Raw genomic sequence first — 15,106 nt, 5'->3', positions numbered from 1 at the left:
AGCATACCCGTCGGAGGCGTTGCGCATGTGCAAGTACAAATGTTCTTGCATCTGGGGTTTGGCAAACTCTCCGCGCCCAATATCAGGATGCGGAACGCCAGCATGCAAATGCAGCTGTCAACCCGATGACATCTATCTGCCCTATTCGGGCCACCAGACGTTAACTGGTGCGATACTAGGGGCGTGGCCGCTGGAGACGATCGACCCGTCTGGGCTGTCCGAATGCGCTCCGAACGCGATGCCAGGGGGTGGTCACAAGCAGACGCCGTCCGGGTGATGCGCGCGAAGTCATCGCACAACCTGCCGACCGACAGTACGTTGCTACGCAATTGGCGGCGGTGGGAATCGGGCGAGTCGCGCCCCGACGACTTCTACGCACCCATCATCGCCGCCGCGTTCGACACCGTGACCGCCGCCTTCTTCCCCAAGGCCCGGCCCAATCGCGACGACGAATTGCTCAGTGCCACAGGGATGGACACGCTCGAATTCATCGGACGACTGCGCATGTCCGATGTCTCGGCGGCCACCCTGGACGCCATCCGGATCACCGCGGAGCGGCTGTGCTGCGAATATCCGATCGCCGATCCGCACGAGTTGCACACCGAGGGCACGGCGTGGCTGCGCCGCATCACCTCCCTGCTGGACGGCAGACTTACTCTGTCGCAACATCGGGAGATCCTCGTACTGGCCGGTTGGGTCGCGCTGCTGGTCGGCTGTGTCGACTACGACATCGGGCGGCGCACCACCGCCGAGGCCACCCGCCGCGCCGCGCACTCGCTCGGCCTGGAGGCGGAGAATCCCGAAATCACCGGCTGGGCAGCAGAAATGGCCGCTTGGTTTGCTCTTACCCAAGGTAACTACCGGGGTGCGATCGAGGCGGTCGACTCGGCCATCGACACGAGCCGGCAACTCGGCGTGGGTGTCCAGTTGTCCGCGCAGCGGGCCAAGGCACTCGCCAGGCTCGGCGAGCGCAAAGAGGTGGAGAACGCGCTCGGCGAGGGTCGAGCAATCTTGGAGCGACTCGACCATCCGGCCAATCTGGACAATCATTTCGTCGTCGATCCGCAAAAGTTCGACTTCTACGCGATGGACTGCTGCCGGGTAGCCGGCGAGGACCGGCTCGCCGAATCCTATGCGCGCGAGGTGATCCGGAACTCGACGAGGGCCGACGGCACGGTGCGCAACCCGATGCGGGTATCCGAGGCGCACCTGACCCTCGCCGTCGTCGCGGTCCGCAACCGGGATCTGGAGCTGGCGGTGGACGAGGGCATGCGCGCCTTCGCGGGCAAACGCCGCTCGCTACCGTCGCTCATGTGGATCGCGGGCGAGACCGCGCGGGAAATCATCGAACGCTTCCCCGGCGACCCGCGCACCCGTATATATCTCGATCAACTGCGTTCCCTGTCCGCCGAGTGATCCGAGACCACCCCGCGTCGTGCAGACCAGCGCGGCGCGGTTCCCGTTCGCAGGGCGGAACCGACAGACACACAAGCTATGCAGTGGCAAATCCGTCGGTGGCGACTACTACCCTGTTCCCGGTGACCGACTCCACCGACGATCGGCTACGGCTGTTCTCCTTCGCCACCGCCGAGAAACGCGCAGAGTACCTGCTGGTGCTGCGCGCCTTCGACAGTGCGCGCGCGGCCTATGTGGTGTTGCTGCACGCCGACGATGTGGCGCGGTGGATCGAGCGCGATAGCCAGGGTCAGGACACGGCGGCGGTCGAGTGCCTGTCCGGTGCGGAGATCGGGCCGCTGCTGGAACAGTTACATCAGTGGGGCGTGTTGCAGCGCAGTTATGACGGCACCCGCGCGGCAACCCTGGCGGAATACCGGAATCGGCACTTCGTGTATCAGTTCTCGCAGGCCGGATTCCAGGCATACCGGGCGGTCGCCGGTGTCCTGGACGCGCGCTTGGACGAGGCGTCGCTGTCGCGGCTCGTACTGCCGGAACTGCTCGCGGACCTGCAAACTCTCGCCGAGGTGAATCGAGCGGGCGACGCCGAGCGGGTCTATCGGACGCTGCGCAGGCTGGATACCGCGCTCACCGAGATGGCGGCGCGGGCGGCGCACTTCTATCTCTCGCTCGGCGATCTGGTGCGCACCACCGAGATCACGCCGGAATCCTTTCTGGCGCACAAGGATGCGCTGCTGGCGCATATGCGCGAGTTCAGTATGGATCTGGCCAGGTTCGCGCCGCGGCTGGCCGCCGCCATCGCCGCCATCGAGGAGACCGGCGCCGATGAGCTGATCGAGCGGGCGGCCCGCTGCGATGAGCGGGTTCTGCTGAGTTATGCTGAGCGGCAAGCGGATTGGCGCGCACGCTGGCAGGGCCTGCGGACCTGGTTCGTCACCGTGCCGTCGGCGGACGGTTCGGGGGAATCCACCGAGGCGGATCGGTTGCGCGAGGCGACGATGAGCGCGATCGCCGCGGTGTTGTCGCTGCTGCGGCGGGTCACCGAGACGCGCAGGGGCGGGGTTAGCCGGGAATCGGCGCTGCGGCATCTCGCGGGCTGGTTCATCGCCGCGCCGACGGCCGACAGCGCGCACGCCCTGTTCGACGCGGTATTCGGTTTGGGCAGGCCGCGGCATCTGGCCATGGAACATCCTGACGCGGAACTGATTCCGCCGATGCGCTCCTGGTGGGAGGCGCCGCCGCTGGAGATCTCGCGCACGCTGGCCGAGACCGGCCGACCGCCCTCGCCGGGCGCGCCGGCCCGCATCCAGCGCAACGACGCCGGGATCCGGCGGCTGCGCGAGGCGCAGCTGGCGGCGCAGCGGGCCAGGGCCGAGGCCGCCGCATCGCTGGCCGCGGCGGATGTACACGAGCGGGTGCTGGACGAGCGGGAGACCGAGGTGCTGTTGCGATTGCTGGACGCGGCGTCCACCGCGTGGGTGCCGGTGAGCGGAAGGGTCGGCGGCACAACGGGTTCCGACAGCGGCGTCACGCTGACGGTCTCCGAGCACAGCGGTTCGACGGTGGTGCGCACCGCGCGCGGGCTGCTGCACCTGAACAATCGCAGGCTCGAGGTGCGGCCGACGCACCGGCGCGGCGGGAACGGCAAGCGCGGATGATCCAGGCGCGCAAGATAGATTCGCTGGCGCTGGACAATTATCAGCGCGCGGCGCGGGTGGTGCTGGCCAATCATCTGGTCACCAGAACCTATCCGGACCGGATCGCGCTGCCGCTGATCCGGCGCTGGGCCACCGAACTGCGCGAGGATCTGGCCGAGTTGTTCGGCTATCGGCTGGAGGTCACCGAGACCACCGCGCGGGTCTTCCCGCTGATCGATCGGCTGGATCCGGGTAAACCCGCGCGCACACCCGCCGACCGGATCTTCGACCGCCGCCGCTACGCCTATCTGGCCTTGGCGCTGGCCGCACTGGGCCGGGCGGGCGATCAGATCACGTTGTCGGAGTTGGCCGATCAGGTCGCGGCCTACTCGGGGCGGGTGGACGGGCTGGAGCTGTCCACCGATCGCGCCGCGGACCGGGACGCCTTCGTCGACGCGGTCGGCTGGCTGGCGCTACGCGGCGCGCTGACCCTCGCCGACGGCGACGCGGGCGGCTGGGCGGCCGATCCGGAGGCGGGCGAGGCGCTCTACGACATCGACCGGCCGGTGGTCTTCGCGCTGTTCCGGCCGCCACGCGCGCTACAGCACCTGCACAGCGTGCACGGGCTGCTCGCGGAGGAGCCCGCCACGCCGGCCGATGCGGCGCGCCGAGTGCGCCGCGCGCTCGTCGAACGACCGGTGGTGTATCTGGAAGACCTTGTGCCGCAGGAACGTCCGCTGCTCGGGCAGGAGCGGCTGATCGCGGAGGTCGAACTGCTCACCGGGCTGCGGGCCGAGCGCAGGGCCGAGGGCGTCGCGCTGATCGATGTCTCGGGGCGGCTGTCGGATATCCGCTTCCCGAGCACCGGGACGCTGGCCCAGGTGGCGCTGCTGCTGGTCGGCGAGATCGCCGATCTGGTGCTCGATATCGACAATCCGGTCGAAACCCGCACGGGCGCAACGGAACCCGACTCGGCCCTGACCGAACAGCTGGACGCGGCGATTCCGGAATCCACGCTGTTCGCACCGCTCGCCGAGCTGCCGCTACCGGATAACGAAGCGGCCGAACCGGATTCGGTGGACGAGGCCGAGGAGGACGCGGAACCCGAAGCGGCGCCGACATATCCGTACCTCGCCATGTCGTGGGTGCGGGAAACGGTGCAGGCGCTGGCCGACCGATACGGCAATACCTTCGCCGCCCAGTGGCAGGCCGATGTGCCCGGCCTGACCGCCGAGGTGGTCGCGCTGCTGGAGCGGCTGCGCCTGATCCGCACGGCGGACGACGGACTGCTGGTGCTGCCCGCGCTGGCGCGCTATCGCGGCGCCGTGGTGACCGTGCGCACCAAACGCGCCGAGGAGCTTTTCGTCCCCGCGTGGCGAGCGACGGGCCCGGAGGAGGCAGCGGAGCGTGACCACGGAGGGACCCGGGAGCCGCGCAAATCGAACACAGCCGCCGAAACCATGGGCACGGAAGGGATTTGATATGACGCTCATCCACGGCGGGGTCCGTTTCGTGCCGACCAGGGCCGGCATCGTGAACCTGTGGGACTACCGCGATCAGGAGTTCTGCTTCGCCGACGGCCGGCTGGTGCTGCGCGGGCCCAACGGTTCGGGTAAGACCAAGGCGCTGGAGGTGTTGTTCCCGTTCGTATTCGACGGGCGGATCGAGCCGCGCAGGCTCAACCCGTTCGCCGGTGAGGAACGCACCATGAAGTCGAATCTGCTGTATCGCAAGCAGGAATCGGCCTACTCGTATGTGTGGATGGAGTTCGCGCGCGGCGACTGGGACGATCCGGAGGTCGTCACGATCGGTATCGGCATGCGCGCGACCCGCTCGTCCGACAAGGTGACCCGCTGGTATTTCGTCGCGGACGGCCGTGTCGGCGTTGATTTCTCGCTTATCGGCCCGGACGATCGGCCGTTCACCCGCAAGCAGCTGGCCGACGAGATCGGCACCGACGCCATCGTCGACCGCCCGGTGGAATACCGGGCCGCGATCGATGCGCGAATGTTCGGTCTCGGCGTGCAGCGCTACGACCAGCTGATCAACCTGATCCTCACGCTGCGCCGCCCGCAGCTGGCGAAAAACCTCGACCCGCGCGGACTTTCGCAGGCGCTCACCGACGGCCTGCGCCCGCTGGACGAGCAGCTGATCCTGGACGCGGCCCGCTCCTTCAGCGATATGGAGGAGGTCGGCAAGACGCTGGAGGGTCTGGTGCACGCCGACAGCGCGACCAGGACCTTCGTCGACGTGTATCGGAAATACCTTGCGGTGCAGGCGAAGACGGATGTGGATCAGGTCCGCTCCCGGCTCGACGCGGTGACGCACGCGGGCACGGCGCTGTTCGCGGCCACCGCGCTGCGCGAGCGCAGGGAGGCCGAGCGCACCGCCGCCGAGACCCGCGCCGAGGACGCCGACCGCGCCTACGAGCAGGCGCTCAACGATCGCGAAACCCTGCAGCGCTCCAGCGCTTACGAGGGTAAGCAGCAGCTCGACGACCTGGCCGACGCGGTGCGCAGGCTGGAGACCTCGGCGGCGGTGCACCGGGACAAGGCGCTCAAGGCGCGCCAGACGCTCGACCAGCGGGCGCAGGAGGCCGAGCGGGCCCGCTCATCGGTTCAGGCGGCCGCCGCCGCGCTCGCCCGGGGTGAGGACGATCTGCGCGCCGCGGCCGAGGAGGCCGGCATCACCTGGACGACGCCCGCCGAGGACGCGCGCGCCGATCAGCTGACCACCGCGGTGCGCGGGCACGCCGAGGAGCGCGACGCCGATGTGCGCGCGGTGCGAAAGACGTTGGCGCTCATGGATACCGCCGCCGCCGAGCGAACGAGGGCGGAGCGGCTCGCCGAGCGCGCACGGGAACTGCGCGAAACCGCCGCGGCCGAGGTCGCGCATGCCGAGGCCGCCGTCGCGCTGGCCCGCACCGAGGCGTCGGCCGCGCTGCGCGCCTGGTGGCAGGAGTATCGCGCGGTCTACTCCCCCATCCAGGACGGCCTTTTCGACGCGCTCGACGCCACCATCGCGCAGGCCGGATCCGATGCGGCGACCATGCCCGCAGAGGTGCTGGCCGAGCGGTCCGAACCGTTGCTCGACGAGATACGCAATCGCCGTCAGGAGGCGCGCGCCGGTGCCGCCGCCGCGGCGGCACGACTCGCCGCGCTGGCCGCGGAGCGGGATCGGGTCGCGGCGCAAAGCGACGATGCCCCACCGGCTTTCGCCGCGCGCACCGGCACCCGCGAGGACCGGCCCGGCGCTCCGCTGTGGCGGCTGGTCCGGTTCGCCGACGACGTATCGCCCGCGGCCGCCGCGGGCATCGAGGCCGCGCTGCAGGCCGCCGATCTGCTCGACGGCTGGGTGTGCGATGAGCCGCCCGCCGATTACACCTCGGATCAGTTCCTGGTGCCGCTTCCGGTCGGGCACCGCCCCAAGGGCCGCACCCTCGCGGATGTCCTTGTAGTGGAAGAGGATTCGGCACAGCTCACGGTGCCGCGGGATACCGTCGCCGCGGTACTGTCCTCGATCGCGTTGTACGAGAAGGATTCCCAGCTCGACGGCGGTATCGCGGTCAGTAAGGCGGGCGGCTTCCGGCAGGGTGTCCAGATCGGCCGCCATCACAAGGCCGATGCCGAATTCATCGGCGCGACGGCCCGGGCCCGCCGCCGCGAACTGCGCCTCGCCGAATTGGCCACCGCCATCGAGGCGGCCGAGGCCGAGCGCGACGAGGCGCTGGCGGCCGAGGCCGCCGCCGAGGCCGAGCTGGCGCGAATCTCGGCCGCCGCCAAGGCCCTTCCGCGCCCCGGCGCGGTCATCTCGGCGCTGCGCGCGGTCTCGGAGACCGCGGGGATGATGCGCTCGCGCGCCGAGGCCGCGGCACAGGCCGAGCGCGATCTCGACCAGGCGGTCGCCGAGGCGACGGCCGTCGACAAGAAACTGCGCGCCGCGGCGGTGAAACACCGAACCCCGCGCGAGGCACGCGAACTCGACGCGCTGGCCGCGGCCATCCGGCATTTCGAGAACACCGGCACCGCGCTGCTGCGGCTGCGCGCCGACCACGAGCGGGAGCGCGAACGCGAACGCGAGGGCAGCGACCGGCACGACGAGGCCCGCGATCTGGCCGAGGCCTTCGCCGAGGAGGCCGCGGCCGCACAGGCGGGTTATGACGAACAGCTGCGCAAGCTGGAGACGCTGCGCGAGGCGCTCGGCGCGAGCACGGCCGATATCGATCGCGAACTCGAACAGGCGCGGGCGCGGATCGAGGCGGCCAAGGCCGAGCAGAAGGCGGCCCGCAAGGCGGCCAACGAGGCCATCGAGGCGGTCGGCGATGCCGAGGCCGCCTACCGCACCGCGCACGAATCGCTCGGCACCGCGCTCACCGAGGTGCTCGCCGATGTGAAAGCCCTTGCGCCCTATGCCCGTCCGGATCTGCTGTCGCTGCTCGGCGCGAATCCGGACAGCCGGTGGCCGAGCAGCGAGGCCGCCTGGTCCACGCCGGAGCAGCTGCTCTACCGCATCAGCGCGGCAGGCCCGGAGCAGGAGCCGAGCGTGCTGCCGGACGAGGTCGCCGAACTCTTCGAGAATCTGTCCGCCGCAACGGCTTCGGTCAAGGCCACCGAGGCGAACCGGAAGTCGACGCGCAGCGCGGTGACCTCGGCGCTGCAGGAATTCGATGCGGCGCTGGCCGGTTCCGGCCGCGACTACCGGCTGCAGTGGGACGCCGCCGACGGGCTCACCGTCGTCCAGGTCACCGACGACAACGGCGTCGCGGCGCTCGCCGATTTCGCGGCCCGCATCGATGCCGCCCGCCGCGATCAGGAGCTGCTGCTCACCGACGCCGAACGCCGCATCCTGGAGGACGCGCTGCTCACCGGCCTGGCCCAGCAGATCCACGAACGCACAAGCGACGCACGCGATCTCATCACCCGGATGGGTACCGAGATGAAGCAGCGGCGGATGTCGTCCGGCAATACCATCGGCGTGCATTGGGTACTTGCCGATACGTTGTCCGAGGCCGCCCGGGCCATGTGCAAGCTGCTGGACCGGGACGCATCCGCGCTCACCCCGGAGGATCTGGCGGCGATCCGGGCGCATTTCGCCTCCGAGATCCGCGCGGCGCGGGCCGCGCACCCGGAGCGGTCGTATCCGGAAATCCTGGCCGCCACACTGGATTATCGCACCTGGCGGGTGTTCTCGTTCACCATCATTTCCGGCGACGGCAGCGAGGACAAGCTCACCGTCGCCCGGCACAGCGCGCTGTCCGGCGGCGAGCAGTCGGTATCGCTGCACCTGCCGCTGTTCGCGGCCGCGCACGTGATGCTGGATTCGGCCGATCCGCAGGCGCCACGGCTGCTCGCGCTGGACGAGGCGTTCGCCGGCGTCGACGATAACGGCCGCAGCGAATTGCTCGGCCTCAGTGTGCAATTCGACCTCGACCTGTTCATGACCGGCTACGACCTCTGGATCACCTACGCGCATGTGCCCGGTTGCGCACACTACGATCTGGCCCATTCGACGGCCGAGAACACCGTCAGCGCGACGCTGCTGGTGTGGGACAGCGGCGAATTGCTCGCCGAGCACGACGGAACGGATCTGAGCAAGGCGCTCGGCTCACCGAACCGCCGCCGGGTGGCGCACACCATCGAGGGCGGACTGACCCTGCAGAGCGTCGGCTGAACGGCCGACGCCACAACACATTTGGAACGAGTTTGACTTACGCACTACCCCGGAAGGTCGCCGCGGCGACCGTGATCGGCACCACCATGGAGTGGTACGACTTCATGCTCTACGGCACGGCATCGGCGCTGATCTTCAACAAACAGTTCTTCCCGACGCTGAGCCCGGCTGCGGGCACGCTGGCCGCGTTCAGCACGTTCGCGGTCGGCTTCGGCGCGCGGCCGATCGGCGGACTGCTGTTCGGCCATTTCGGCGACCGGATCGGCCGCAAGGCGACGCTGGTGGTCTCGCTGCTGCTGATGGGTGTCAGCTCGACGCTGATCGGCGCGGTGCCGAATTACGCGAGCATCGGATTCTGGGCGCCCGCACTGCTTGTCGCGCTGCGGCTGCTCCAGGGCATCGGGCTCGGCGGCGAGGGCACGGGTGCGGTGGTGCTCTCGATGGAGTATGCGCCGCACGGCCGGGCCAACCGGTACGCGAGCTATCCGCAGTTGGGCACGCCCGCCGGATTGATCATCGCCAATGCTGTCTTCCTCGGCACCAGCGCGCTGCTGCCGGATGCCGCCTTCCTGGACTGGGGATGGCGAATCCCGTTCCTGCTCAGCGCGATTCTGGTGGGGCTCGGGTTGGTGGTGCGCCTCGGCATCGACGAGTCGCCGGTATTCGCGACCGCCGCCGAACGCGGCGAGCTGGTGACCTTCCCGCTGCGAGATTCGTTGCGGCTCGGCGTGGTTCGGCTCATCCTCATCTCGCTGACGACCATCGCGACCGGTGCGGTGGTCTACCTGTTCATGGCGTTCACGCTGACCTACGGCACCAAAGCCATCGGATACAGCCGGAATTTCCTGCTGCTCGCGGTGATCATCGCGTCGATCGTCTGGTGCGCGACCATGCCGCTGTGGGGTGCGCTCGGCGACAAGTTCGGCACCAGAAGGGTTTTCGCATTCGGCATGGCCGCGCTGCTGGTGTGGTGCGCGGTCTACTTCCCGCTGCTGAACACCGGTAATGCGGTGGCGGCGTATATCGCGCTGCTCGGCATGGGTGTCGTGCTGCCGATCGGGCACAGCGTCGGCGGCATCATCGTCGCCGAATTGTTCCCGGCGGCGGTCCGCTATTCCGGCGCCTCCCTGGTGATTCAGGTCTCGGTGGCGCTCGGCGGGGGTTTCGCGCCGTTGATCGCGGCGGCGCTGTGGGATGCCACCGGCGGTTCCGGCGGCGTCACCTGTTACGCGATCGGGCTCAGCGCGCTCAGTTTGATCAGCACGCTGCTGCTGGCTCAGACCGGAAGGCCGAGCGCGCCCGCCACCGCCGCGGTGAGCCGGTCGGTGACCCGTTCCGGCGACCAGCCGCGGCATACCGTCAGGTCGTAGATCACCCGCTCGTCGAAGACGGTGATCCACAGCAGCACCGCGTAGGTCGCCTCGAAGGATGCGGCTTCATCCTGTGCCACAAGGGATCCCAGTACATCGGCGAGGATGTCGTGCAGTGCGGTGATGGATTCGTCGCCCGCGTCGAGCCGCTCGATGAAACCCTTGTTGCTGCGGATGTGCCGCACCGCGGGCCCCCAGCGCATCGCCTCGGCCACCCAGACTCGGCAGAAATCGTGGAAACGCGCCGTCGGCTCGGCGGCGGGGTCGATCGCACCCAGGGCCGCGACCAGTTGTTCGATCGCCCGCCGGTGGAAGGCCTGCATGGCATCCAGCGGCGTCGGAAAGTGCCGGTACGCGGTCGCGACGCCGACCCCCGCCGCCCCGGCGAGTTCCGGGACGGAGAAGCCGAGGCGGCCGGACTCGAGCAGGCCGCCGACTGCGTCGATCAGCATCGCGATGCTGCGCTGCGCGTCACTGCGCGTCTTCGCCGGTCCGCCGCCGCGTGTGGTCTCGCCGGTCGGGAGCGCCACTCGACTCAGCCGCCCGGCCGGAGGTTCGATGCCGACCGTATCCGGCACATCCGCACGAAGTCAGCTGTCACGTTGGCAACCACCCGACCATCCTCCCTCTCGGCAGGGGTTGTGCCACGCAGACCACACCTTTCGCCGTTGAGTAGAGAAGATCTTCCCAACTGTTTATGCTACAGGCGAGAAGATCTCCTCAGTTAGGAGGGCGGATGCGCGCGGCGGCCCCGGGTGTCCTACTCGTGCTGATCATGGCCCAGCCGAATCTGGCGACGGGCATGATGCCGTACTACCGCCATGCCTGGGGGCTCGCGCCGCTACTTATCACGGTGATCTTCGCGGCCTACCTGTTCGCGCTGGTCCCGACGCTCGCACTGCTCGGCACCCCGCCGTCGCGCGCGGGCTGGTGGTGGCGCATCGGATTCGGCAGCGGCTGCGGCATCGCCGCGGATATCGCGATGAGCCTCGCCGATTCGGCGACGCCCGCCTGTGTCGCGCGGATATTCGCCGGGCTGTCGGTCGGGCTGGTGACCGGATCGCTGGCCGGGCTGATCCTGGAGCGGTCCGGGGAACGCGGACGCACCGCGATGGCCACCGCGACGGTGCTCGGCTCGGCGCTCGGCACCATCGGGGCCGCCTGGGCGGCGCAATACCTACCCCGGCCCGGCGTCACCGCATACGCCGGTCATGCCGTGCTACTGGGAATCGTTGCGGCCGTTGTCGTTTCGAATCGCTCACCGGTCGAGCGCGCACGGATCGACGCGGCGCGTACCGCGCTCCCGAGCACCGAATCGCCGATCGCCGGATATCTGAACGGAATCGCCGCATGGGTTTCGGCCGGATTGGTGGTGGCACTGCTGCCGAGTTACGGCGCGGAACTGCTCGGCACCGGCAATCTGGCGCTGCTCGCGCTGCCGGTGACCCTCTACCTCGTCAGCGCCTGGGTGGTGCAGCGGGCCGTGCCGCCGAATGTCCTTCCCGGCGAGCCGATTCTGGGCCAGCTCAGCATTATCGGCGGTATCGCGCTCGCGGCCGCGGTGGCGCTGGCGCCGAATCTGTTGCTGCTGCTCGCGGGCGCCGCGCTGGCGGGCTGCGGGCAGGGCATCGCCTATCGCACCGGGCTGCGCATCGTCAGCGCGGCGACGCCGCCGGATCGGCACGCGCGGGTCGCGGCGCGCTACGCGGCGGTCGCGTACCTGTGCGCGGCCGTCGCCACCATCGGCTTCGGCGTCGTCGCCACGGTGGGCACCATGCCGCTCGCCGTTGTCGCGGCGGCGATCGTGCTGTGCGCCGTGGCCGCGGCGACCGTACTCGTCCGCGGGCGTGCGACGGCGCGCGTCCCCGTCGATTCCCCGGCACCGACTACGACAACCGCATAACCGGACTCGATCCGCATTACGCCCGGATTCCGGCATTCGCCGGATAGCGCGCGAATATTCGCGATTCGGCATATCGCCCCCGATCGCGTAATTTCACATGCCCGATTCCGGTGCCGCATAATGTCTTTCACCACGAATCCGGAAACAGGCTCGTTACTTTCGTTCATCACGGGATAAAGACCCGATGTTTCACTTGAATACGGCCGAACGAAAAGTATTTTCGGCCTTGCTTATTCGGATAGTGAACGGAACCCGCCATGGCCGCACCGACTCGACTCGGCCCGAACAATCCCGCACTCGGCACACCGCCGACGGCGAATAACGAACTCAAACGCTCACTCGGGCGATTCGACCTGATCGCCATGGGCGTCGGCACCATCGTCGGCGCGGGCATCTTCGTCACCACCGGCGTCGCCGCGGCCACCAAGGCCGGGCCCGCCATCGTCCTGTCCTTCGTGCTGGCCGGGCTGATCTGCGTGCTCGTCGCGCTGTGCTACAGCGAACTCGCCGCCATGACACCGTTTTCCGGCAGCGCGTACACCTACACCCGGGCCACCATGGGCGAGGCGCCCGCCTTCCTGGTCGGCTGGAATCTGCTGCTCGAATACGCGGTCGCCGCGGCGGCGGTGGCCATCGGATGGTCCGGATTATTCGGTGCGGCACTGCATTCCCTTTTCGGCGTGACATTGCCGCACGCGATAAGCGCCGGACCCTCGGACGGCGGTGTGCTGAACCTGCCCGCCGTGCTGATCACCGCCGCGATCGTCGCAATTCTGGTGTTCGACGTGAAAGTCACCGCGGTTGTGGTGAAAACGCTCGTCGCGGTCACCATCGGAGTGCTGATCCTGGTTATCGCGGTAGGTGGCCCGCATATCGAACCCGGACGCTGGTCGCCATTTCTTCCGTTCGGCGTCAACGGAATCGCCGCGGGCGCGGCACTGGCCTTCTTCGCCTATCTGGGCTTCGATATCGTCGCCACCTCGGCCGAGGAGACGCGCAGGCCGGCGCGCGATCTGCCGTGGGGCATCATCGGTTCGGTCGTGGTGGCCACCGCGCTGTACGTCGCGGTGAGCGCGGTGCTCACCGGTGTCGCGCCCTATCGGAGCCTGGACAATGCCGCACCGGTGGCCACCGCACTGGCCGCCATCGGCGCCGGCTGGATCGGCAAGGTCATCCTGGTGGCCTCGGTCGTCGCACTCACCAAGGGTCTGCTGATGCTGTTCTACGGGCAGACCCGGCTGATCTTCGCGATGAGTCGCGACGGCATGCTGCCACCGGTCTTGTGCCGCACCAGCTCTCGCGGTGTTCCGGTGCGCACCGGCCTGGTGCTCGGCGTGATCATCGCGGTGGTCGCCGGGCTGCTGCCCATCGGAACCGTCGCGGAGCTGGTGAATATCGGCGCGCTGTTCGCCTTCGTCACCGTCGCGATCGGCGTCGTGGTGCTGCGCCGCACCGCTGCCGACCGGCATCGGCCGTTCCGGGTGCCGTTCATGCCGGTGGTCCCGATCGCCGCCGTCGCGGGATGCGCCTGGCTGGCAACCACTTTCGAGGCACTCACCTGGCTGCGCTTCGCCGTGTGGAGCGCGGTGGGCGCGGCCGTCTATTTCGGTTACGGCCGTGCCCATTCGGTGGCGGCCCCGACGAAAGGTCGAGCGTGACAGCGCAATTGGACAGCATGTATCCCACCCGAGTGGATTTCGGGACGGTCGAGGAGATCCATCGGGCCGCCGCGGCCGCACTGCCGCCGGACGTCCTCGATTTCGTCGAAGGCGGCGCCGGACGGGAAACTACGCTGCGCGCCAATCGGGCGGCATTCGAGCGCTGGCGGATCCTGCCCGAGCCGATGAGCGGCGTCGCGGTGCCCGACACCCGCACCACCCTGCTCGGTATGCCGCTCGAAATCCCGGTGCTCACCGCACCGTTCGGCGGTGACGCACTCTTCAACGCCGCCGGTCATCCGGCCGTGGCCACGGCCGCCCAACGGCACGGTGCGCTGTCGATCGTGCCGGAGGCGGGCAGTTTCTCCTACGAGCAGGTGCGGGCCGCAGCACCGGATGCGGCCCGGATCGCGCAGATTCACCCGTTCGCGCACGCACCCGCGGTCGCCGAGCGGGTGCGCAGGGCCGGGTTCGCCGCGCTCTGCGTGACGGTCGACTGCGCGGTCGGCGGCTTTCGCACCCGGAATATGGGTAACCGCTTCGATCCGGATATGCGGCATTTCGGCGGCAATCTCACCGGGCGCGACGGCGCGCCCGGAGTCGCCGAGGTGTTCGGCCATCTGCTGAAACACGGTGCCACCGCGTGGAATTGGTCCGATCTGCGGGCGGCCGCCACGGAATTCCGGCTGCCGTGGATCGCCAAGGGCATCCTGACGGTCGCCGCGGCCGAAACCGCTGTCGCGGCCGGCGCCGCCGCGCTTGTCGTATCCAATCACGGTGGCCGCCAAGTGGATCCGGCCCCCGCCAGCCTGGAGATGCTGCCGTCGATCCGGGCGGCGGCCGGGCCCCGGATCCCGATCCTGTTCGACAGCGGAATACGCACGGGCAGCGATATTTTCATCGCCCTCGCCCTCGGCGCCGACGCCGTGGTGCTCGGGCGCGCCACGATTTACGGCCTGGCCGCCGCGGGCGAGGCCGGGGTGAGCCGGGTACTCGAACTGCTCACCGAGGAGCTGCGCACCCTGATGATCCTGTCCGGCGCGGCCACCATCGCCGATATCGACGGCTCTCGGCTGCTGGCGGTGCGGGAATGAACGCCCCGTTCCCCGCGGCCCGGCTCGGCTCCGGCCTGGTGTTCACCTCCGGACTCGCCTCGATCGACCCGGCCACCATGACGCCGAAGCACACCGAATTCGCCGATCAGCTCGAAGACGTACTGCACCAACTGGATTCGGCGCTGATCGCGGCGGGCAGCTCGCGTGAGCGCACGCTCAAAATCGACTGTTATCTGGCGGATCGCCGCTGGTTCCCGGCCTGGAACGCCGCATTCGCCGCATTCTTCGGGGCCACCACACCCGCTCGCACCACCACCGTCACCACGCTGCCCATCGACGGGCTGCTCATCGAAATCCAGGCCGTCGCCGTCGCGGGCTGACCATCGAAATACAGGAG

At 69.1% G+C, this 15,106-nt stretch carries 10 protein-coding genes; 9 read left to right on the top strand and 1 reads right to left on the bottom strand.

The window, feature by feature from the left end; genetic code table 11:
• Positions 1 to 222 precede the first annotated feature (222 nt).
• The 5 genes from LGY53_RS16775 (at position 223) to LGY53_RS16755 (ending at position 10,093) form a co-directional block, all read left to right on the top strand.
• Positions 223 to 1,416: an XRE family transcriptional regulator gene (locus LGY53_RS16775; protein ID WP_203217360.1), complete on the top strand. Its 1,194-nt coding sequence runs from the start codon at positions 223 to 225 to the stop codon at positions 1,414 to 1,416.
• A 122-nt stretch (positions 1,417 to 1,538) separates the two neighbouring features.
• On the top strand, positions 1,539 to 3,074 hold the full coding sequence (locus LGY53_RS16770; RefSeq protein ID WP_225727590.1) for a TIGR02677 family protein: 1,536 nt from the start codon (positions 1,539 to 1,541) through the stop codon (positions 3,072 to 3,074).
• Positions 3,074 to 4,534 (top strand): DUF2398 family protein, encoded by a 1,461-nt coding sequence (locus LGY53_RS16765; protein ID WP_225727639.1) that lies wholly within the window; start codon positions 3,074 to 3,076, stop codon positions 4,532 to 4,534. The genes LGY53_RS16770 and LGY53_RS16765 overlap by 1 nt, the downstream gene beginning before the upstream one ends.
• Position 4,535: 1 nt before the next feature.
• Positions 4,536 to 8,723 (top strand): TIGR02680 family protein, encoded by a 4,188-nt coding sequence (locus LGY53_RS16760; RefSeq protein WP_225727589.1) that lies wholly within the window; start codon positions 4,536 to 4,538, stop codon positions 8,721 to 8,723.
• Positions 8,724 to 8,755: 32 nt separating this feature from the next.
• Positions 8,756 to 10,093, top strand: a complete 1,338-nt coding sequence (locus tag LGY53_RS16755) for an MFS transporter (RefSeq protein ID WP_225727588.1) — start codon at positions 8,756 to 8,758, stop codon at positions 10,091 to 10,093.
• Here LGY53_RS16755 and LGY53_RS16750 read toward each other — a convergent pair.
• Positions 10,000 to 10,671, bottom strand: coding sequence for a TetR/AcrR family transcriptional regulator (locus LGY53_RS16750; protein ID WP_225727587.1), 672 nt, complete (start codon positions 10,669 to 10,671; stop codon positions 10,000 to 10,002). The two genes, LGY53_RS16755 and LGY53_RS16750, sit on opposite strands and share 94 nt — an antisense overlap.
• A 158-nt stretch (positions 10,672 to 10,829) precedes the next feature.
• Between LGY53_RS16750 and LGY53_RS16745 the strand changes: the two genes are divergently transcribed.
• The 4 genes from LGY53_RS16745 to LGY53_RS16730 all read left to right on the top strand — a co-directional run bounded on the left by LGY53_RS16745 (position 10,830) and on the right by LGY53_RS16730 (position 15,089).
• The gene (locus tag LGY53_RS16745; protein ID WP_225727586.1) at positions 10,830 to 11,996 is read left to right on the top strand and encodes a hypothetical protein; all 1,167 of its coding nucleotides are present in this window, start codon (positions 10,830 to 10,832) and stop codon (positions 11,994 to 11,996) included.
• 257 nt (positions 11,997 to 12,253) lie between these two features.
• Positions 12,254 to 13,654, top strand: coding sequence for an amino acid permease (locus LGY53_RS16740; protein ID WP_225727585.1), 1,401 nt, complete (start codon positions 12,254 to 12,256; stop codon positions 13,652 to 13,654).
• Positions 13,651 to 14,748, top strand: coding sequence for an alpha-hydroxy acid oxidase (locus tag LGY53_RS16735; protein WP_225727584.1), 1,098 nt, complete (start codon positions 13,651 to 13,653; stop codon positions 14,746 to 14,748). The genes LGY53_RS16740 and LGY53_RS16735 overlap by 4 nt, the downstream gene beginning before the upstream one ends.
• Positions 14,745 to 15,089: a Rid family hydrolase gene (locus tag LGY53_RS16730; protein WP_225727583.1), complete on the top strand. Its 345-nt coding sequence runs from the start codon at positions 14,745 to 14,747 to the stop codon at positions 15,087 to 15,089. Before LGY53_RS16735 ends, LGY53_RS16730 begins: the two co-directional genes overlap by 4 nt.
• Positions 15,090 to 15,106 lie beyond the last annotated feature (17 nt).

This window comes from Nocardia sp. JCM 34519.1 (assembly GCF_020361265.1).
Lineage (GTDB): Bacteria > Actinomycetota > Actinomycetes > Mycobacteriales > Mycobacteriaceae > Nocardia > Nocardia arthritidis_A.
This window is presented reverse-complemented; position numbering and strand designations above follow the sequence as displayed.